At 59.3% G+C, this 18,566-nt stretch carries 22 protein-coding genes; 10 read left to right on the forward strand and 12 right to left on the reverse strand.

Annotated features, from left to right (window positions below):
* Window positions 1-294 precede the first annotated feature (294 nt).
* From J3T92_RS07240 to J3T92_RS07260, 5 genes are all read left to right on the forward strand, one after another.
* A complete protein-coding gene (locus J3T92_RS07240; RefSeq protein WP_267400807.1) occupies window positions 295-882 on the forward strand; it encodes a ParA family protein in 588 nt (195 codons plus the stop codon).
* Between the two features lie 9 nt (window positions 883-891).
* Window positions 892-1,101 carry a hypothetical protein gene (locus J3T92_RS07245; protein WP_220236998.1) on the forward strand — a complete coding sequence of 70 codons (210 nt, stop codon included), beginning with the start codon at window positions 892-894 and terminating at the stop codon, window positions 1,099-1,101.
* Complete coding sequence (locus tag J3T92_RS07250; RefSeq protein ID WP_267400761.1) at window positions 1,098-1,454, forward strand: hypothetical protein; 357 nt, start codon at window positions 1,098-1,100, stop codon at window positions 1,452-1,454. Before J3T92_RS07245 ends, J3T92_RS07250 begins: the two co-directional genes overlap by 4 nt.
* Before the next feature lie 991 nt (window positions 1,455-2,445).
* Window positions 2,446-3,045: a helix-turn-helix domain-containing protein gene (locus J3T92_RS07255; protein WP_267400762.1), complete on the forward strand. Its 600-nt coding sequence runs from the start codon at window positions 2,446-2,448 to the stop codon at window positions 3,043-3,045.
* Between the two features lie 914 nt (window positions 3,046-3,959).
* Window positions 3,960-4,295 (forward strand): helix-turn-helix domain-containing protein, encoded by a 336-nt coding sequence (locus tag J3T92_RS07260; protein ID WP_267400763.1) that lies wholly within the window; start codon window positions 3,960-3,962, stop codon window positions 4,293-4,295.
* A 169-nt stretch (window positions 4,296-4,464) separates the two neighbouring features.
* Here the strand turns inward: J3T92_RS07260 and J3T92_RS07265 are convergent, their stop codons facing one another.
* The 6 genes from J3T92_RS07265 to J3T92_RS07290 all read right to left on the reverse strand — a co-directional run bounded on the left by J3T92_RS07265 (window position 4,465) and on the right by J3T92_RS07290 (window position 8,105).
* Entirely contained in the window at window positions 4,465-4,986 is a 522-nt protein-coding gene (locus J3T92_RS07265) for a hypothetical protein (RefSeq protein ID WP_267400764.1), read from the reverse strand.
* A gap of 173 nt (window positions 4,987-5,159) precedes the next feature.
* Window positions 5,160-5,522: a hypothetical protein gene (locus J3T92_RS07270; protein ID WP_220236994.1), complete on the reverse strand. Its 363-nt coding sequence runs from the start codon at window positions 5,520-5,522 to the stop codon at window positions 5,160-5,162.
* A 9-nt stretch (window positions 5,523-5,531) separates the two neighbouring features.
* Window positions 5,532-5,939: a hypothetical protein gene (locus J3T92_RS07275; RefSeq protein ID WP_267400765.1), complete on the reverse strand. Its 408-nt coding sequence runs from the start codon at window positions 5,937-5,939 to the stop codon at window positions 5,532-5,534.
* Between the two features lie 700 nt (window positions 5,940-6,639).
* The gene (locus J3T92_RS07280; protein ID WP_267400766.1) at window positions 6,640-7,140 is read right to left on the reverse strand and encodes a helix-turn-helix domain-containing protein; all 501 of its coding nucleotides are present in this window, start codon (window positions 7,138-7,140) and stop codon (window positions 6,640-6,642) included.
* A gap of 49 nt (window positions 7,141-7,189) precedes the next feature.
* Window positions 7,190-7,531, reverse strand: a complete 342-nt coding sequence (locus J3T92_RS07285) for a hypothetical protein (RefSeq protein ID WP_267400767.1) — start codon at window positions 7,529-7,531, stop codon at window positions 7,190-7,192.
* Between the two features lie 379 nt (window positions 7,532-7,910).
* On the reverse strand, window positions 7,911-8,105 hold the full coding sequence (locus J3T92_RS07290; protein WP_267400768.1) for a hypothetical protein: 195 nt from the start codon (window positions 8,103-8,105) through the stop codon (window positions 7,911-7,913).
* A 576-nt stretch (window positions 8,106-8,681) separates the two neighbouring features.
* On the opposite strand from J3T92_RS07290, the gene J3T92_RS07295 reads away from it, so the two are divergent.
* A complete protein-coding gene (locus J3T92_RS07295) occupies window positions 8,682-8,912 on the forward strand; it encodes a hypothetical protein (RefSeq protein WP_267400769.1) in 231 nt (76 codons plus the stop codon).
* Here the strand turns inward: J3T92_RS07295 and J3T92_RS07300 are convergent.
* From J3T92_RS07300 to J3T92_RS07315, 4 genes are read right to left on the reverse strand one after another with little or no spacing between them, the layout of a single operon-like run.
* Window positions 8,890-9,615, reverse strand: coding sequence for an ABC transporter ATP-binding protein (locus J3T92_RS07300; protein ID WP_267400771.1), 726 nt, complete (start codon window positions 9,613-9,615; stop codon window positions 8,890-8,892). The two genes, J3T92_RS07295 and J3T92_RS07300, sit on opposite strands and share 23 nt — an antisense overlap.
* Window positions 9,616-9,618: 3 nt before the next feature.
* The gene (locus J3T92_RS07305; protein ID WP_267400772.1) at window positions 9,619-11,010 is read right to left on the reverse strand and encodes an FtsX-like permease family protein; all 1,392 of its coding nucleotides are present in this window, start codon (window positions 11,008-11,010) and stop codon (window positions 9,619-9,621) included.
* Between the two features lie 16 nt (window positions 11,011-11,026).
* Entirely contained in the window at window positions 11,027-11,764 is a 738-nt protein-coding gene (locus J3T92_RS07310) for a hypothetical protein (protein ID WP_267400773.1), read from the reverse strand.
* 29 nt (window positions 11,765-11,793) lie between these two features.
* Window positions 11,794-12,783 (reverse strand): radical SAM protein, encoded by a 990-nt coding sequence (locus tag J3T92_RS07315; protein ID WP_267400774.1) that lies wholly within the window; start codon window positions 12,781-12,783, stop codon window positions 11,794-11,796.
* Window positions 12,784-13,613: 830 nt separating this feature from the next.
* On the opposite strand from J3T92_RS07315, the gene J3T92_RS07320 reads away from it, so the two are divergent.
* Window positions 13,614-13,916, forward strand: coding sequence for a hypothetical protein (locus J3T92_RS07320; protein ID WP_267400775.1), 303 nt, complete (start codon window positions 13,614-13,616; stop codon window positions 13,914-13,916).
* 140 nt (window positions 13,917-14,056) lie between these two features.
* Here J3T92_RS07320 and J3T92_RS07325 read toward each other — a convergent pair whose 3' ends face one another.
* The gene (locus tag J3T92_RS07325) at window positions 14,057-14,278 is read right to left on the reverse strand and encodes a hypothetical protein (RefSeq protein WP_267400776.1); all 222 of its coding nucleotides are present in this window, start codon (window positions 14,276-14,278) and stop codon (window positions 14,057-14,059) included.
* 389 nt (window positions 14,279-14,667) lie between these two features.
* Window positions 14,668-15,000 carry a hypothetical protein gene (locus tag J3T92_RS07330; protein ID WP_267400777.1) on the reverse strand — a complete coding sequence of 111 codons (333 nt, stop codon included), beginning with the start codon at window positions 14,998-15,000 and terminating at the stop codon, window positions 14,668-14,670.
* Window positions 15,001-15,221: 221 nt separating this feature from the next.
* Between J3T92_RS07330 and J3T92_RS07335 the strand changes: the two genes are divergently transcribed.
* The 3 genes from J3T92_RS07335 to J3T92_RS07345 all read left to right on the forward strand — a co-directional run bounded on the left by J3T92_RS07335 (window position 15,222) and on the right by J3T92_RS07345 (window position 17,200).
* Window positions 15,222-15,956, forward strand: a complete 735-nt coding sequence (locus tag J3T92_RS07335) for a hypothetical protein (protein ID WP_267400778.1) — start codon at window positions 15,222-15,224, stop codon at window positions 15,954-15,956.
* 320 nt (window positions 15,957-16,276) lie between these two features.
* Window positions 16,277-16,996 carry a class I SAM-dependent methyltransferase gene (locus tag J3T92_RS07340; protein WP_267400779.1) on the forward strand — a complete coding sequence of 240 codons (720 nt, stop codon included), beginning with the start codon at window positions 16,277-16,279 and terminating at the stop codon, window positions 16,994-16,996.
* Between the two features lie 18 nt (window positions 16,997-17,014).
* Window positions 17,015-17,200, forward strand: coding sequence for a hypothetical protein (locus J3T92_RS07345; RefSeq protein WP_267400780.1), 186 nt, complete (start codon window positions 17,015-17,017; stop codon window positions 17,198-17,200).
* The last annotated feature ends 1,366 nt before the right edge of the window (window positions 17,201-18,566 follow it).

Raw genomic sequence — 18,566 nt, forward strand, 5'->3', positions numbered from 1 at the left:
CTGGCTCCGGGCACGGGCCGGACGGACTGATGCCGTTGATCACCGGCCCTCACACTGTGAAGGGTGGCGTCATCCTGTATCCATCAGGATCCGCAAGGCGTCCCTCCCCGGTATGCCGACCCATGATGCGGCGGCCCGTCGGCATTAAAAGGCCACATGTGTTTAATCATATGTCTATACTGTCATATGAACGTATGGATACGGAGGCATGTGAGCATATGGACGCTGGAACATGCAGGCATGCGCGCATGCGCACGACCGCAACCGATCGGAGGCTGACATGAAGGTCATCACATTCGCGAACGTGAAGGGGGCGTCGGCAAGACCACGGCCACCATCATGACCGCCCTGGCGATGAGCAGGCGAGGCTACCGGGTCATTGTCAAGGACCTGGACCCCTGGGGCAGCGCCTACGACTGGAACAGCCGCGCCGAGGAAGCCGGCACCCCTCTCCCCTTCCCGGTCAGGACCGCCATCGCCAGGAACATCACCGACCCGGAGGACGCACGCGACTGCGACTTCCTCCTTGTCGACACGCCCCAGGATATCCGCAACGCCATGAGCGAGGCCATCGACCGGGTCTCCGACATCATCATGATCGTCGCCAAGCCCGGATCCCTGGACACCGAACGTACCCTGGCTGCCGTCGACTCCTTCGCCTCCCCCAGGGCCATCCTGCTCAACTTCGCCAACCCCCGACAGAAGAGCACCCGCCAGGCCATCAACCTGATCGGAAGCAGGCACCTGGCCCGGTTCGGCACCCTCATCCCCCAACGCGAATCGGTCCACAGCGCCAGCAACGGAGGCAACCAAGTGCCCACGGACTCCGGATTCATCGAATTCACCTCAGAGCTGCTCGAACTACCCAACATCAAGGAATAAGGAGCCCCCATGCAGAAACTCATGACAGGCGGCAAGAAGAAGAACATCAACGAAGCGCTCATGGACGGCGAAACCCGCAAGGAGCCCAAGGTGCAGACCACTATCATGATGCGCAGAGGCATGATCCGCCGCCTGAAGACCGCGGCCGTCGAACGCGACTCCACCATGAGCGACCTCGTGGCCGACGCCCTCGAAAAGTACCTGGACGAGGGACAATGACCGACCCCACGGACCCGCCTGCACCCGTCGACCCCGGCACACGCCATGACCCCCAGACGGGCGGCAGGACGCTGCCGGAGGTGGCCAGGGACTGGATGAGCACCCATCCCACGATCAGCCGCCTCACCCTGGGACCCGAGGACGCCGACAGACTCATGGAGATCTACGCGGACTTCCTCTCACGCAACGACAGGCCGCCCCTGCCCAGCGGCACCAGCCCGGGCAGGGTCGCTGGCATCATCACGCGCTCGCCCCGTTCGCGGACCGGCCATATGCTCTTCACTGTCACCCCAACGGACGCAGACCACCCCTCCCCCATCATCAGGCTCCGCGACCGCCCGCATCGGGACTGACCAGCCCTCCCCCGCCCCGGCCGAACCTCCGGCGGGGCCGGTGCGCCGTCACCGCTGCTGCATGGCCGATGCCGACGTCGGCTCGCGCAGGCAAGGCATACATATGGTCATATGGTCATGTTTTCATCTCGGCCATCAGTCATATCTTCAGATGTACATATGAACATATGATGATATCAGCATATTCCCATCTGTCCATGGGTTGGTTATGCAGCGGCCGGGACTCGCTCGGACATCCCCGTGCCGCCTCCTGCGGCGCTCGCCATTTAGTCGGCGGGGCCGCCGTCATCTCATTCCCCCGCCTCCTGGGGACGGCCGCCGTGGCCGACCACTCCCCCTCCGGCAGCCCGAGCCAATCGACCCGGACTGCCCTTCTGCTGTCGATGATGCCTCTTGGAGCATTGAAATCACTGGAAACCTCCCCAATGGGGGTGTGCGCTGGAGCCATTGACGAGGGGAGGGCTATGGAACTGATACGACGCCACCTGCGACCGGCTGGGGGGGGGGGGGGGGGACCTGACGGACCCGGAGACCGGCAGGACGATCGGATGCCGTGACTTCCAGTACGCCTACGAATGCGCCCCGGCCACGGGGGAGGCAGGGCTGACGGGCATCACCGCCTGGGCCGTGCTCCTCGACGGATGCGGAAGGCCGGTGCGGAAAGGGCCCTTGCATCTCCTCAGGGACTGGCGCGCCCGGACCCTGAACGTCCCCATGATTGAAGACGGGGGGATCCTGCGGGGCGCCGACAGTCTCCGCCCGCGCACGGCCGCGGCGGCGGGGGTGCATGGCATCCCCCCGGCCGCCTGAAGGGGGCGGGGGACTGATCCTCGGCGGCCGGGGAAAATGCTACAATGATACCACCCACACATAATGGGAGGCGTCGAGCAAATGCGCGACGCCGGCCGATCCAAAGCCGCCTGCAGGGGGCTCGGCCGGACGTCCGGGGAAGGCCGGGCGCGCCACGGAAGGGACCATCGACGGAGGCGACATGAGCGAACACACCGACTACGGGACCCGTCTGAAGAGACTGCGCCGCGAGCGCGGGCTCACGGCGGCGGAGCTTGCCGCGGCTGTGAATGATCTGGCGGGCGGCGTGGTCACCAGCAGGGATGCGGTGACCCGTGCGGAGAACCATATTCGTCGTCGTGTGCCGTTGGCTGAGGCGGTTCTGGCTGCCCGTGTGCTGCGGGTGGGGTCCGAGCGGCTGTTGTTCGTGGGGGATGATCCCCGGGCGGAGTCGCCGTTCTTCGAGTATCGGGGGATGTCGAACCGGCGGGCTCGTGCTGCGTGGCGGGGCGGGGACGGTGGCCGGCCGGTCCGGGTGGGGGGCAGGATGCGGTCGGCGTATGCCAATCATGATGTGGTGCGGGTTGATCCGGAGAACCATGAGATTCTGGCGAGGTACAGGAGCGTGGAGGATGCGGTGCGCTGGCTGAGGGGGCATGGTGCTCCCAGGGCGTCGCATGCCAATGTCAGTGATGCGTGTCGGGGGAAGCGCAGGTCGGCCTACGGGTATGCGTGGAAGTATTGGGCGGAGCGGACCCGGCGGGTGGATGACGGTGGCGGGGGCGGCGTGCAGCCGGGCTGATGGGGCGTGTTTGTGGCGCCCGTTGGTCGTGGCCGGTGCGCAGCGGGGCGTCTTGGGGCATGGCGGTCGAATTAGGGGGAGTTGGGGGGGGGGGGGCGTGCTTGGTTCGAGAGGCTGGGCAGGATGGCCGGGTCTGGCGGGATCCGGCGGGTGGGCTCCGCGCCGGACGGTGGCGGCCTGGGGGGTCCGCGCACCCGAGGATCCGGACGAAGGCGCCGGGGCCCAGGCCGGGAAGGGGCGTCCCCGCACGGGTCAGCGTCCGGACCGGCCGGAGCCCAGGTCGTGGAGCCCGCGCCCCCGGCCGGGGGGTGCCGGCGAGGCGGGCGAGCCCCTCCCTGGTGAAGGGGTGAAGCTGCTTGCGGCGGGCAGGGCGACGGACCGGGCGCGGTCGAGGATGAGGCGGCGCCGGGCGCGCTCGGGGCAGGCCCGTTCCAGGAGGACGGCGCGCGTCTCGGGGGCGGTGAGGCTGCCGGCGGATGAGCCCGGCCCTCTCCATGCGCTCCACGGTGTGTCCGCCCGCGCTGCACAGGACCCGTCCCCGCCGGCGAGCTCGCGAAGATCCGGAATTGGGCTTCGGCCAATGCGGCCATCAGCGCTCCTTTTTTGTGTGGGTAGTATCATTGTGGCATGGGCTTGCATGATCATCTGCTCATCTTCTCATATGCTCATATGCTCATATGCTCATATGTGTATCTGTACAAGGTTTCATATGCATATGAGCATGAGCACAGGGCCGTGCATGTGTGTGTGCCGGCATCCGCGCGGGCCCCGATCCGTACGACCAGGACCGCGTCCAGGCGGTCCGATCCCGCCGGCCAGGCGGTCCGGGTCCGGCCACCACGGTCCCCTCCCCCGGCTCCACCGCGCCACCCCATGAAGAGTGCTACATTGCAGACTGAAGGGAGGATGCGCACATGCCCACCTACACTCCACAGGACATCAGGAGCATCCGGAAACGACTCCGCCTCACCCAACAGGAGTTCGGCCAGCTGCTCGGATGCAGCGTCAAGACCGCCTCATCCTGGGAATCCGGCTACCGCAACCTCAGCGGCACCGCCCGAACCGCCATCACCCAACTCGCCGCACGCAACCAGGCACCCAAAAGACGCCACCGCCCAGGAACCAGCACCACCACCATCAAACACGGCATCCTCACCACACTCAGAGGCCAACAACACACCGCCTACGGATACCAATGGACCACCAACAACCAACAACAACTACCACGACATCGCGGAAACAACACATGAAACCCACCTACATCGACATCCACCAATGGACCAACATCAGAGAAAGACCTTAATCGCCAGAGCTGCAGTGAAGCACCTTGGCTGGGGACAGCAGCAAATGAGGAAATCCCCCTATGAGCTCTCCTTCTATCAGGGAACCTTTAACTGAGCACACATAAAAGTGTGGCAGCTACACGGACGGCCCTTCGCGCGGGTTTAGGCGCTCGTTCACCAGCTGCATCAAATAGTTGACGACCACGATCGTGATGGCGAGCGAGTAGACGAGCGTGCCTGACTGGTCCGCCAGGTCCGGCATGACCCAATAGGCGACGATGAAGACGATGCCGATGATGGGGTAGATGACGGTCCGAAGCCACCAACGGTTCTGCCGGGCATCAAACCGATCACGGATGACGTCACAACAAAACACGGCCATGGCGAGCGCCTCGACTATGCCGAGGAGTGTGAGGCATGTGAGGGCTGTCGATGGTGTGGGATCCGGGCGGCCCAGTCGTGTCGTCAGGGCGAAGATGAGTGTTTCGATGTAGATGATGTGGGTGGCGGATACCGTGGTGGTTTTTGTGTCGGTCTGTGGTATGCCCACTAGGAGCGTGCCGAGCTCGAAGAGTCCCATCAGGATCAGCAGGACCGGGGCCGCGGCGAGGTTCTGGCGTAGATGCATGGTCAGGGCCATGCGGACGAACGTGGCCACGGCGAGGATGAAGCGGATGGTGAGTACGCACAGAATCAGGTCGGCGAAGACGGTGAGGTATTTGTCAGCGCCGTGTTTGCCTTTGGGTGTCAGGGCGCTTCGGGTCTGGTTTCACTATGTCGGTTCCCTGTCGGTTGCAGTCTGGTCCGTTTCGGGTTTCCCTGTCTTTTCAGTCATGCGGCGATTTTCTTGTGTTGGTGCTGGGCGGCGTCACGGCTTATCAGCAGTCTGACGTACTCGCTGGCGTTCTTCAGGCCTTCCCTGCGCACGGCCGCTCCCACGTATTCGTCCATGGCCCGGGGCAGCCGGATGGAGCGTTGACGGGTTGCGGCCCGTCCTTCCTGCCTTTGGTCCATGGACGGGCGGCCTTGGATGGTGGAGACCATGCTGTCCCAGTCCGTGTCCGGGTCGGCCAGCATGCGGCCCAGCCTGTGCGCGTCCTCCCCCGTCCAGGCTGCAAGCGGCGGGCTTTGGAAGTCCCGCTCGGGGTGGGCCATGTAGTCCTTGTATTGTTCGTATTCCCTGTCCTTGGTCATGTGTCTCTCCTATCCGTTCAGGCGGCCCCAGCGTCTCATTTTGGCCGGGGCCTGCGGGTCGTGGTCGAGCCAGTAGCGCTGCCAGATGTCGGTGAGCCGGTACAGGTGGAAGACCTCGGGATGGCCGTATTCGTCCGGCCACAGCAGGACCTCCGCCAGAGGGTGGTTCAGGGCGTCGGGCGGCAGGTGGCAGACCAGGAACAGGACCGGGCGCCAGTGGCGCATGGGCGGCACGGCTGTGTCGCGCGGGTCGGTGATGGCCGACCATAGGATGCTCTGGTCGTCGTCCGCGTCCGTCACCATTCTCCGGGCCTTGTCCTCGTCCAGGTCGAGCTCCTTGAAGTGGCGCCGATCCGTGGCGCTGAACGCCGGTCCCTTGTCTTTCCTGCTCATATCCATAGTATGCCACTTTTGCATTACACTTTTGCATTACACTTTTAGCCGGGCCGCCCGGCCCTCCACGTCGACAGCCAGACGTGCCCCTATCCACGGGGGGGGGGGGGGGGCAGCGGACGATGGGTCATCGGGACGACATCCCCTCGATCTTCGGCTCCGTCGTCAGGGGGGTGGTCGAACCCCTCGATAGGGTCCGTCCGGGAGATGCCGAAGACGCTCGGCAACGGACAGCAGGCCATCTCCCGCCATTTGCGGCAGCCGGCGACCCGCGTCGCCTTGGGCGCCTGGGCGAGCATCAGCAGGACGTTGGGGGCCGAATACGGCCGGAACCCGGCCAGGCGGTCCAGCATCCTGTCCCGTTGCCCGCTCTCTGCGAGCGCGGCTATTCCTTGGTTGGAGGTGGTACGGGTTTGTTTGGTTTTGCTGGTTGTGTCGGTGTTGTTCTGGTGGATCGTGCTGCCCCTTTTTGTGTGGGTGGTATCTATTGTGGCATGGGTGGTTCTTTTTTTCTTGTGGCGGGTCCGGTCCCGTTTTGGGGGCGGTGGTTTTCAGTTGTGGCGCGGGGTGGCCGCGTCTGTGGGGCTTTCGGGTGGGTGGTGTCTTTGTCGGATGGTGTTGTCCGGGCGCGTTTCCGGGTGGGTCGTCAGGGGCTGCTGTGCCGATCGGCGGCGGTTTTTCAGGTGCGTGCTGTTGTCGGGTCTGGGTATCCGGGGTGGTGGGTTCATTGATAGTGGGTTTTGTCGTGGCGGTGTGGGGGTCTGCGGATGAAGCCGGTCATGTCCAGGCCGAGGCGGGTGGTGTCTTCGGGCATGGGGATGTAGTCGATGCTTGGGGGGCTTCCGGCGTGGATCAGGGCGGTCATTGCAGATCTGATGCGGGCGTTGACGATCTGGACCTGCGTGTCCTTGCGGATGGCGCGCACCATGAGCAGTTCGACGGGTCCGTATGCGGCTTCGGCGAGCGCGAGGCTGGTGAAGCTGTTGATCTGGGTCATGAGGCTGGTTATCAGGTTCCAGGCTTTGGCGGAGGGCATGGCTGGTATGTCGGGTGATTCCCAGCTTTTGACGGTTTTGGGGTTGATGTGCAGGAGGGTGGCGAGCATGGCCTGGGAGATGCCGACGGTTTCGCGTGCTGCTGCGAATGCCGCCTTGCTGTGTGGCAGCAGGCCCTCTGCTTCCATGGTGTCCTCCCCGGCCCCGCTAGGTTGCGGGGTGTTTGTCATTCCTCTTTTTCCAGGATACCCTGACGGGCGGGGCCGGGAGGCTGTTCGGCTATACCCGCTGCTGGCGTGTGCCGTCGGGTTTGACGATGTGGTTGTACAGGATCCTGTAGGAGGTGTCGCGGTAGCGCACCTTGGGGCTCATCTTCAGGTAGTCGAGGATGCGCGGGTCGACCTCCGTGTCGCGGAGGATCCGGTAGCCGTAGTTGAGGCCGTCGGCGAGGATGGCCATGAGTTGGAAATGCATGATCTCGATGGAGAAGTTCTGTGCGGCGTCCCGCATGGATTCACGGCTCGCGTCGTCGCCGTGGATCATGATGTGCGATACCTCGTCGACCCACAGGTACTCGTATTTGCCGGTGTCAGGATTCGTGCAGTGGTAGCGGAAGGGCATGGCCGGCACCCCCTTCCCGTCCTTCGTTGGCGGTCGGGGCGGGTCTGTGCCACGCTCTTTCCGGGATGTCTGGTCTGATGGCCATGATGCACTCCTTCGGTTTCGTGTGAGGGAGGGCGGACGCCCCCCTCCTCCTAGCGTGGGTCCGGAGGGGAATGGCCATCGCCCGGGGATGCGTGGCGCAGCACTGCCTGGGGGGAGCTGCGGCGGGGATGCCCGGCCCGGGAAGGGGTGACGGCGCAGGTCGCGGAGAAACCATGGACGCTCCTGTATAGGGGACTGTCACACTATACACCCCCAATGGGGAGGTTAGGCGGCATATCAACCCACAGGCATAAAAAAACCGCCCCGAAGAGCGGCCGGAGACAGGCGGGACAGGTCAGCCGTTGAGGCTCTCGGGCTCGTCGGCCAGGACGGCGTCCACCCGCCCCTGCAACTCCTCGACGCTCAGGCCCGACGCCCGTTGCGCCACCAGCCTCCACGCCGCCAGCTCCATGCGGGCCCTGCCGTCCCCGTCCCGCCGATCCACGTCATCACGCTCAGCCATGCCGACCCCTTCCATCCATGCCGTCACGGCCGAGTCTACCCGGATGGCCGGCACCCCCGCAGGCAACGAACAACCCGGACACGACCACAAGCCCCACCACAAGCCGGCACCCTTCAACCCCCTGCGCCAAAGACCCCCGCCCAGTATCCCCAACCCGCATCAACCCCGCAAGAAAACAAACACCCCCCCCCCAACAACACCCCAACCAAGACAAGGCGCTTACACCCGCCACAGCATCCAGGAACACCCCACAACAACAACAGGACGGGAACAAACGCAAACGCATCCCGCACCGCATCACCCGAACCCACCCCAACCACAACACCCAACCAGACTTGCGATGACCAGCACGAGGGCGAGGCAGGCCATCCAGCATTCGGAGAGCATGGCCCAGCCGATCTTCGACAGGAAGAAGAAAACGGACGTACCACAAATCAACAAAACCAAAAAAACGAAAGCGTCAACAAAAACGCATCCGACTATACGTCTTTCCACCATCGAACAAGATGCCTCGAACACCCGACGAAACGTCTTTCAAAAACAACATGCACAGAAACGATCTTCCCGGCTGCCCTGCAAATATTCTCTAGTAAAGGAGCTAAATTGAAGATCAATTTCAAAAAACGCCAGCTCGACGACGCCTGGAATCTGATGCATGATGCCGAGGCCATCGCGCCAAAGACGCAGGCGGATGCATGGGCCCGTCGATACCATAGGATGACGCTGCGGACACGAAATCGCCCGAGGCGTCATAATGCATTATCCAATCCATTAAGTGTGAGTATTTTGATGCACACTGTTCACACGCCGGTCAGTCGTTCTCCTCTTGGGTGAGTTCGAAAAGTTGTTCGACGGTGGGATGAGTCAGGACATCATTGCTGATGCCGTTGGAAAGCACGACGACCCGGTCAGCGGTCACGGCGATCTCTAGGTCATGGGTGACCATGATCAGGGCGCTGCCGGGTGTGACGGTCTGCCGCATGAGATGCATGACCGATCGTGCGGTCGAAGGATCAAGCGATCCTGTTGGCTCGTCTGCGAATAGGATATCGGGACGGCGTAGCAGCGCCCTTGCGATGGCGACGCGCTGACGCTGCCCTCCCGACAGATTGTCCGTCCGTTCATGTCCCATCCCGTCTAGTCCCACCTGATGCAGGATTGCATCGACTTGCCCATTAGAGGCATGGATGCCGGCCATCTTGGCAGGAAGACGCACATTGTCAGCGACGTTGAGCGCGCTGATCAGGTTGAGATCCTGGAACACGAAGCCGACGTGATCGCGTCGTAGCCGTGCGAGCTGCGCGTTGGATTGTCCCATGACGTGCTGTCCGCATATGCTGATGGACCCGGAATCTGGCTTGAGCAGCCCACACAGGCAATAAAGCAGCGTAGACTTGCCCGAACCGGACCTGCCGACGATGGCCACGAACTCGCCGGGATCCACGCTCAGGTTGATGCCACGTAGCACTTCGACACGGTCTTTTCTCGTGTGGTAGGTCTTGCGGATTCCCGAGGCTGCAAGCAATGGTGATGTCATGATCTACCTTTCGTTGAGAACTACACGGATTATCTGTCTGTGGGTTATTCCTGCAGTGGTGACGGCAAGCATCATGGCAACGACGAGCATGCCGAAAACCACGATTCCTGCGGCATGCCAGCCTGGCAGAGTGAATGGTGCGGATGGTATCGGCCCCGAGGTGAGTGCTTGATCCATGGCCAGCTCGTTGGCCCACACGATTGTGTAGGCGACGACGAGCGAAAGGGCCAGATAGATCACGGTCTCGCACGCGGCTTTCATCCAGACCAGTCCATTCGTGCCGCCGCCGGCGATCAGGATCGCGGCATCCCTTTCTCTGCTGCGCATGGTGGCGAACACGACCGACGAGGCGGCGACGCATCCGACGACGACAGCACCGCCGAACAGCAACGCCATCTGTCCCGGGGGCGCAGACACGGTCTCGCCGGATCCAGAAAGGACTGAGCCCAGCTTGCCTATCCACGCCATCATCACACCGACCGCGCCGCCGGCCAGCCCGATGGGCATTATCAGCCCGCGGGTCAGGTCAGGGTGCGAGGATGCTTCCCTCACCGCCAGAAACCACGGAGTTCCGAGTCGATCGGAGCCCAGGCCGATGAGCGCGAGCAGCCCTCGTATCAGAGGGTTGGCGCAGCATGCGACTACCAGGCACACAAGCATGCCCATACCTGCGTACACGGTCATGAAATCTCCCACGGCCCGCTTCGAGGCAAGCGGCCGCTCATGGCCTATCGCCATGTAGAGCGCCGCGGTGCCCGCGATAATGACAGCTGACAGCACGGTTCTTGAGATGCGCCTTGGCAAAGAAAATCCGCTTCGCGATGTCTGACCGCCGCCGCGCACTGCCTCAAGGACATCGCCGCGCGCGATTCTCCTGGCCGAAAGCAGCCCACCCAGAACGCAGATCACGCCTGTGGATCCGGTGCCGATCCACAGAGCAAGTGGAGTAAGAGGCCGAGCCAGCGCGCCGTCCGAGGGCAGCCCGCTGGAAGAAATAAGACGCGCGAACGGAAACCATGCCAGTCCCGCCACCAGCGCACCCAGCAGGGAGGACAGTAGACCCACCAGAAGCACCTCGCCAAGAAGCACCACGAACACCGTCCGGGGCAGAACGCCCGCCAACTGCCACAGCGCCACAGAACGACGCTGCAATCCTAGACATACGCGAATCACCATCATCAGCGACAACAGACCCACCAGAACACAGAATCCCAACGCCACGCATCCGAACGCGACGAACGACTGCTGTGCTTCGCCAGATGTGCCAGCGCCGGCAACTACCAATCCAATGTCTAGAGTGACCACCACCGCCAGCATCGCAGAAGTAATGATCAACGCCAGCCACGACACCACGTCAATAGCCACGGAACGCACCGCAAGTTTCAGCAGAAGCATACGCACTTCTCAATCCCTAGGCGAACCATCTGATCACGGCCACCGCAATCCTTGCCGTGTAGAGAAAAACAATTATATATCCCACCACGACAATGCCTCTAATCCACAAAGGATTATCTGAAAAATGGCGCCACTCATTCTCCCCAGTAATAGCGAGCAACGCTTTGAATCCATCAGAATTGAGCACCGGAAGGCAATTATAGGACATGGCTACCGCATACCAAGCAACAACAAACCGGGCAGATTCACCCATTAAGAAAGTTTGAACGATGCCAAAACCAGCAAGACTCACAATTGCGTTTACTGTTATTCCGACAGTGTGCAGTACATATTTGTCAGGTCTTGTCAAAAGATGCACGTCGTTCATCCTCACGTAGAAGGCAGGGAATAGATAATAGTTCATTTTGAATCCAATAGAGTCCGGCCTTCTTCCGAATGAGAGGAACACCAAATAGTGGGAAGCCTCGTGGAAAAGAGTCTGCACAGTGGAATACATCGCAAGAACGATCCAAGCAACGAAAGGGATTCTGCTAATGTCAACGGACAGCGCCCACCAGACGCCAAGGACAATCATCCCTGCAATCGCACAGCTAGAAACGATGCAATACAAGACAAAGACAACGCCGGATACTTTGGGCTTGACCGAATCGAAATCCAAGTGACACGTCAGGTCGTCGGAATTCTCCACTTCCACGATTCTTCCGGTGGCTTTGTTCTTTATTACCAGCTTCGCGTCCTCGCGAAGAATCTCCATATCACTGTCGTTGCAGCGTGAATACGATGTCATCGTTGATCTTCACTGCTGTATTCCTGTTCGATGAGTGGAACCAGACCATTCACAATCTCAGGATTGGAGAAGATAATTCCGCACATTTCACAAGCATCGACATACTCGCGGCGGAGGAATGACTCGTCGAGTAAATTATTTTTTACGCAAAGTTCGAATAACCATTTGAAACCCTTATGGCGCATGACAGAAAACATCAGGTTTCTTTGGATTAAGGTGAGCGCTTTTTGTACGGATGTGTCATCGGCATCACCAAGCACTAGGGTGCTTCCGAACACTACAGGGGAACAGCATGGATAGACCTTGCCATCGAAATGGTACGTGGGTTCAAAACCGGGGCATCTCAGGTCATCGTTGATGCTGTATCTCCTGATTATGTCTTGCTCTGGAAATTGGAGCGCAGCACCCACTCGTTGAATCGGAAACCTCGTGACCTTTACTCCGATCAGGGAATCCCCGAGCTGGCTCAAAAGTCGGTCGGGGTTATGAGATCTGGAGACTGCTACGTTCATCGAAATCGGAATGCCAACGTTGGTGTTCGCATCCAATATGTTTTTTATCCGTTCCACTTTGAGGTTGTCCTGATGGAATTCATCAAAGCTAAGCGTTAATGCTCTGAGGCCTGATTCCTTCAATTGGCGAAGAGTGGAGTTCGCTCGTTTAATATTCTGACCCCAAAAACCGTTCGATACCAAACCGGCTGGCTTACCATGCTCTTTTGCCATGCGAAGACAATTTATAACTAATTGATGTCTTAATAGAGCTTCCCCGCCGCTGAGGCTTATCGTGTCGATTGCAGATGAATTGCAGGCTTGCTCAACGATGCTCATCACCTGATCATCTGTCAGGTGCTCGGTAGCCTTAGGCCCGGAAGAAAAGCAGCAATGACTGCAACGTATATTACATTTACGATCTATGATGATGCCCAATGCGACCATAATGAGACTTTCTCTAAAAAGAATGGCCGAGGACAGTTTCAGAATCAAGGATCGCTGTCCTCGACCCGGTTCTACTGGAAATTACCAATGGAGAACAGTGCCTTGTGTCACGAAGTAGCTGAGGTCGTCTTGGTCGGCAAGGTCAACAACATCATGATCTTGCATAAGTGAGTGAAGAAAATCAGATGAGTTCTGCATATTACACCCCCTTTCAACATCGTTTGACATTCCAAGTTATATGCTTGCTAACCCCACCTGCCAAAAAGTGCCCACTAAAAATGCTCAACCCTGCGCTATTGACCTACCTGCCTGCGCCACTCGGGTAGGCAGTCCAACCTCCGTAGGAGGGCGGGACGTGGCCCAGGCTCGAATTGCATATACGATTCGTCTAGCTTGCTCCTCTGCGCTCTTTGTACCCTCAGGGGGCCAGCCGACTATGCTGTTGCCTGGGATACTTACAAGCTGTCTGACGGCACAACCGTTCGTTTCTCCTACGACAAAACCACTGACGTGATTGATGTTTATACCAACGGCATGCACAAGGGAAGCGTCACTGGGCAAGAAGTACGCGAGAAGGCGGAGGCGGTCGACCCGGGTGTATCTTCTGCAAATCCCGGATTACAATCGCACCGTATCAGCGGCTGTTCCGCAGCCATGGCAGGTTTGGGAGTTGTCAATAGCATTATCTGGAGCGTGGCAGGCGTTACAGCACCAACTCCTGCAGGCATAGCAGCGACCATCGGAGGCTGTGTCACTGGAGCTGTAATCGGTATTGGCGAAGCATTCTGCTAACAAGTTATTCACGACACAAATGATGCTGGGTGCCTACCGGATATACGTTTATCTCGATAGGCACTTTTCTAGGTAAAGGATTTCCTATGTATCAAGACCAGACAAGCCAGGCACACGCAAGACATTGGAATACACAAGGTTTAGCAAGAGTCTGTTTTGGACAGCTTATTTTAGGTGCGGCCATCCAAGTGTTATACCCTATTTTAGGTAAGCATGATCCAGCCTTATCGATACTCACAGGCTTCCTGATGGGTTTTGGATCATTCGGGGTTCTCCTGGGGGCCATGACCAGGGGAAACAAAAAAGTAACGTCATCGACCCTGATCCTTCCGTCACTGGGGTTTCTTCTGGGTGCCTTGATTGCTGTAGCCTTGTACTTCTTTGTTTAGAAAAATGTTGGCATCTCCGGGCAGTCAGCCTCTCCCCTGCAGTACATATGAGCCCAATCCGGAAAGAACCCAATGAAATCACCTTAACGGGCTCTTCATTGGGTTCTTTTCTAATTAGGTCTGTCAGGCTGCTTGGCTTCTTAGGTTCGGGAAATGGGTTTCCAGGTCTTGGCCGCGGGCTGTTTAAATACCGCCCGTGGCCGGCCTTGGAAGATGTCGAGCAGATCGCCTTCGGTCAGGGGTTCCGCGTCGTAGCCGCGATGGACCTTCGTTCCTGGTACGGGGTGCAGTTCTCCCTGGTCTGCCATGCGGTCGAGTTCTTCGGCGTGGGCTTTGTTGTCAATCGGTTTGCTGGCGCTCATGGGGGTTTCCTCGATAACATGAAAGCCGGAATACCGTCCTGTTCACTCCGGCGTGACGGTCTATGCAGTTTTGATGAGGGGTAAAACCAAAAAACTTCGATCTGCAGGGGAAATTCCCACGAATAGGACAATATTTACAAATCTCAGCAAATTGACACATGTTCCCTAAACAAATCAGAAAAGACCGCACCCCCGCTCTTTTGCTACCACGGAATTGCCGTAGGCGCACACATCAACCAAAGGAGATTGATATTGTTTACTCTCACCAGGATCGAACGCAGGATAGGTGCCACCGCCGTGACCGTGGTCGCGACAATGACTATGTCCTTTTCGACAAACCGCTAGCGCCGCAGAACCCCATCAAGGAACCAATCGAGCAACAGTTGAACTCATGGGCTTTCCTCTCTATTAAGGCGGCCTGATCGATCAGCGCTGAAGAACTTGACCATTCCGCTGAACGGTTGGACCAGCTCCCAGACGAAGTGCGAACCATGGATCCGAGCCAATACCCGCATTTCTCTGACTGTCTGGACAATTTCCTGACCGGAGGAACATTCAGCCCTGGACAGTTCCATAATGAGATGCGGCCAATGTTCAACCTCGGCGGTTTCTACCATCAGGTCGGCGATGTCCTCGTCGAACATGAAATGCCAACTGCCGAGTTGTCCGACGGCATTCACGCGCTCCGCAGGATATGGGGAGACATTCCCAACATCCAACATGCACTCTCCAACGGACAGACGCCCCAAGTAATCGGCCGTAACGTTGCCAGCACAATGGATGACATTCTGATTCTCGACGGCAGCAATCGAAAGCTACTCTGACGATCAGTTCAATTAGCAAAAGGGCCTATAGGAACTAAATCCTATGCCGAAAATACGACGTCCCCGTATCTTACGATATAGGGACGAAGAACTTATTGCTCATATAGCAGCATAAGCATATGAATGCTGCAACACAGTCGGTCCTGGCCCTAGCGATCTCGCCCAAGCGTCTGGAGCCCTACGAGCAAGAGGCCCAGACACATCCGAAGGTCAGCGCCGCCGACAAGGCCGGACGCGCCAGCAACCGCTTGAAGGGCATCGACCGCGACTATGCGAAGGCCGGCAAGGCGGTGCTGGCCTCTCGGGATGCGAAAAGCCTGGATGATGCGAAGACGGTCTTGAACGCGAAGAAGGACGAGGCTTCAAAGCTTTTGAGCGACTCCGACGGGAAAGTAGCGGACAACGCCGTCCGCGACAGCCTGCAGCAGGCCATCAGCCAGGCCGGCAGCATCAAAGGCGACAAGGCCAGGGACTATCAGGACGCGGCCGCAGCCCTGCAATCGGCCATCGACCAGGTGAACACGTCCATCCAACAGAAAGACCAAGCCGCCCCGCCAGCCCAGGCGGCGGCTCCTGCCGCCCGGCAGCCAGCCCGGCGTCCGGCGCCCGCCCAGCAGCGTCCGACCCCCTCCCACAGCAGGGATCGGCAAGGCCACACGCCCTCCCGTCGGCCCTCATACAACCACGGCAGCAGAGGAGGCGGCTCCGCGCCAGCAACACCGCACCCGCGCCAGCAACACCACAAGGAGGAGGAAGTGGTGGATTCGATTGGAACCAATAGGTGCAGAACCATAAACCATATGGAGAAGCCTGTAATTCGGCCGGAGTTTGTGGTATCGGCTAACCGAATATAAAGAATGTGTCGGCGGGACCGGTTGCTTGCAGGTCTCCCATCCCGCCGGCGTTACTTGGAGCCAACCATAACAGCTGTCCCCACTGGTGTGGCGTCCCCTGTGAAGCGTAAACTTTGTACTGACGATTTTCATAGAGCAGTGAGCACCGGGCTTCGGCCCGGCTCCGTATCGCGGGCGACAGAGCCCGAACGGGGCCCTCTTGTCATGCCATCGACATGTTCCATCAAGCCGTATGCAAAAGTGCCGCTGCGGCATCGTCATCAGAACGATGCCATCTTCAAGGGAACATCCATCCATCGAATCATAGGAAAGAACGAAACATGACCGACAGAACACATGCCTCTTCCAGCGATGTCAGCGACAACCTGGAGAACTGGAACGATCGGGCCGAGGTCCACGCGCATGGAGGGTACGGCGACCTGGATGCCTTCGCCGACGATCCTACCGCCCTGACCCCGGTGGTCATGAAGGACATGGCCGTGCTCAGGGACCACCTGCCCGACCACACGATGCAGGGCCGCCGCCTCCTCCATCTCCAGTGCCACTTAGGCGATGACACCCTGACCTGGTGGAGGTTGGGGGCCAGAGATGTCCACGGGCTGGACTTCTCCCCCGCCGCCCTCAACCACGCCCGTCGGCTGGCCGCCCGCGCCCACGCCCCCATTACCTACGTCGAAGGTGATGCCCGTTTCGCCTCCGAGGTCATGCCCGACAAGAAGGGTTTCTTCGACCTGATCGTCACATCGGTCGGCACCATCACTTGGCTGCCCGACCTCCGAGAGTGGGCGCAATCCATCGCCTCCCTCCTGGCACCGGGAGGCATCTTCACGATCAGGGACATCCACCCCCTCCTTTTCGCCCTGGACGATGACGGCCTGACCATCGTGCAGGGTTGGTTCAGCGGGACCGAAATCACCTACGAGACCGACCAGACCTACACGATGAGACAGGATGACGGCGAGGAAGAAAGGACAGGAGGCATCGTCGGGAAAGCCGAGGCCCCGGGCCCCAGAATCACACACACGACCAACCACAACTAGGCACATGACTTCCAGGAGATGACCGGGGTCCTCATCGACGCAGGCCTGACCATCAGAGCCCTGGGAGAGCATGACATCAGCGACTGGAAGGCCCTCCCCATGCTGGAGTACGACAGGGATCGCCAGGGTTGGGTCATGCCTGGTGGCCTTCCCAGGATTCCCCTGACCTTCTCGCTGGTGGTGCAGAAGCCGGAAACTGTCTAAAGGCTCAGACCCGGATGCCCGACCTGCGGCATCCGGGCCGACGCCGCCGCGACCGGCAGAGCCAGTCGAAGCCAGCCAGGAATCCCCATCGTGCCATGGCCATAGGGATGAAACGGCCGGATGGACCTGCGGGTCGACCGATTGCGGCGCACGGGGCTCCCAGCGGGGCGCCACATCCCGGCGGCCGGGAGGGAACGACGAATACGGCCTCCAGGCAGGATTCCCGACAGAGGCGCCACGCACGCGCAGTCTGCGTTCGAAGCGGCAGGCAATTCACTGTGCCTTGCATCACCTTGACCGCCACCAACCGATACCCTACAATAAACTTCGCCAACTTTCGAAGACGAAAGATGGCCCACATAGTACAAGGAGGTATCGAATGAAACGGCATAATCTTATTGCAGTGCTCTCGGCAGCATGGTCATGCCGGCATCTGCAAGCGAATCTACATCCCAACAAATCCAAGAACTTGTTGAACTCAACCCCGGATCGTCTTACGAAGGCATGCGCAATGCCGTCAGTCAGAGGCGGACAGGGAGGGCAAACCACTTTCTGATGTCGTTAATTCAGCGCTCAAGGAGGCACGTCTACATACTAACTTGACGAGAAGTAACAACAATCAGGCAACCATACCAATTACACAAGCAAGAAACGCCGGAGCCGTTTTCTACAGCCCCGTTTCTACCGCCGACATTCATCATGGACATTCAGGTATTTTCTCTCGGAAAGACATGATTGTGCATGCTCCAGGGCCTAGAAGAACAGTTGAAGAAACTAATTATCGCAACGTTAGAGTGGCTTCCGGTGGACAGCTGCAGTATGTAAATACCTCACAGGGCAACAGGGACAGGGCCGTACGTTTGTCTCGCATCTTCAAAGGAAGGGCGTACAACTACAACTTCCCATTCAATAAGACCTCCAAGGGTTCAATGAACTGCTCGCAAGTCGTTTGGGTCAGCTACAAGGACGGCGCCGGAATCGATTTGGACTTCAACGGCGGACCCGGCGTGTATCCAAGTGACATCATGCAGTCCAAGTGGACCATCACATATAAAAGGTACTGAACATCAACTTTCCGAGGAAAGCGTCTGAATAGGTTTCGCCAATCACGTCACCGACGGTGTCAGTTTACAGAAACGGAAGTGAGGGATCCGCGATGCATCGTATCAGTCAACGAGTCAGGGCTTCCGTTTACATTCTGCTATCGCTTGTCCTGATCGCTTCCGGCGCGGGTTGTTCCCGCTTGGATGCTTCGAGGAAAACCATTGCACTCGACCAGATAGACATCTCCAAGGTGTACGCAGCTGCCTATCTGGTCCCGCAACGGGCCAGCGCCACCATTCCGGAAACACATACATGGCCTTCA

The organism is Bifidobacterium sp. B4081 (assembly GCF_026537335.1).
Lineage (GTDB): Bacteria > Actinomycetota > Actinomycetes > Actinomycetales > Bifidobacteriaceae > Bombiscardovia.

What these genes read in the sequence shown, in the direction of transcription:
- J3T92_RS07245 (WP_220236998.1), top strand. Translation starts at nt 892, where the DNA reads ATGCAGAAACTCATGACAGGCGGCAAGAAGAAGAACATCAACGAAGCG.
- J3T92_RS07250 (WP_267400761.1), top strand. Translation starts at nt 1,098, where the DNA reads ATGACCGACCCCACGGACCCGCCTGCACCCGTCGACCCCGGCACACGC.
- J3T92_RS07255 (WP_267400762.1), top strand. Translation starts at nt 2,446, where the DNA reads ATGAGCGAACACACCGACTACGGGACCCGTCTGAAGAGACTGCGCCGC.
- J3T92_RS07260 (WP_267400763.1), top strand. Translation starts at nt 3,960, where the DNA reads ATGCCCACCTACACTCCACAGGACATCAGGAGCATCCGGAAACGACTC.
- J3T92_RS07270 (WP_220236994.1), bottom strand. Translation starts at nt 5,522, where the DNA reads ATGACCAAGGACAGGGAATACGAACAATACAAGGACTACATGGCCCAC.
- J3T92_RS07275 (WP_267400765.1), bottom strand. Translation starts at nt 5,939, where the DNA reads ATGCAAAAGTGGCATACTATGGATATGAGCAGGAAAGACAAGGGACCG.
- J3T92_RS07280 (WP_267400766.1), bottom strand. Translation starts at nt 7,140, where the DNA reads ATGACAAACACCCCGCAACCTAGCGGGGCCGGGGAGGACACCATGGAA.
- J3T92_RS07285 (WP_267400767.1), bottom strand. Translation starts at nt 7,531, where the DNA reads ATGCCCTTCCGCTACCACTGCACGAATCCTGACACCGGCAAATACGAG.
- J3T92_RS07300 (WP_267400771.1), bottom strand. Translation starts at nt 9,615, where the DNA reads ATGACATCACCATTGCTTGCAGCCTCGGGAATCCGCAAGACCTACCAC.
- J3T92_RS07305 (WP_267400772.1), bottom strand. Translation starts at nt 11,010, where the DNA reads ATGCTTCTGCTGAAACTTGCGGTGCGTTCCGTGGCTATTGACGTGGTG.
- J3T92_RS07310 (WP_267400773.1), bottom strand. Translation starts at nt 11,764, where the DNA reads ATGGAGATTCTTCGCGAGGACGCGAAGCTGGTAATAAAGAACAAAGCC.
- J3T92_RS07320 (WP_267400775.1), top strand. Translation starts at nt 13,614, where the DNA reads ATGTATCAAGACCAGACAAGCCAGGCACACGCAAGACATTGGAATACA.
- J3T92_RS07325 (WP_267400776.1), bottom strand. Translation starts at nt 14,278, where the DNA reads ATGAGCGCCAGCAAACCGATTGACAACAAAGCCCACGCCGAAGAACTC.
- J3T92_RS07330 (WP_267400777.1), bottom strand. Translation starts at nt 15,000, where the DNA reads ATGTTGGATGTTGGGAATGTCTCCCCATATCCTGCGGAGCGCGTGAAT.
- J3T92_RS07335 (WP_267400778.1), top strand. Translation starts at nt 15,222, where the DNA reads ATGAATGCTGCAACACAGTCGGTCCTGGCCCTAGCGATCTCGCCCAAG.
- J3T92_RS07340 (WP_267400779.1), top strand. Translation starts at nt 16,277, where the DNA reads ATGACCGACAGAACACATGCCTCTTCCAGCGATGTCAGCGACAACCTG.
- J3T92_RS07345 (WP_267400780.1), top strand. Translation starts at nt 17,015, where the DNA reads ATGACCGGGGTCCTCATCGACGCAGGCCTGACCATCAGAGCCCTGGGA.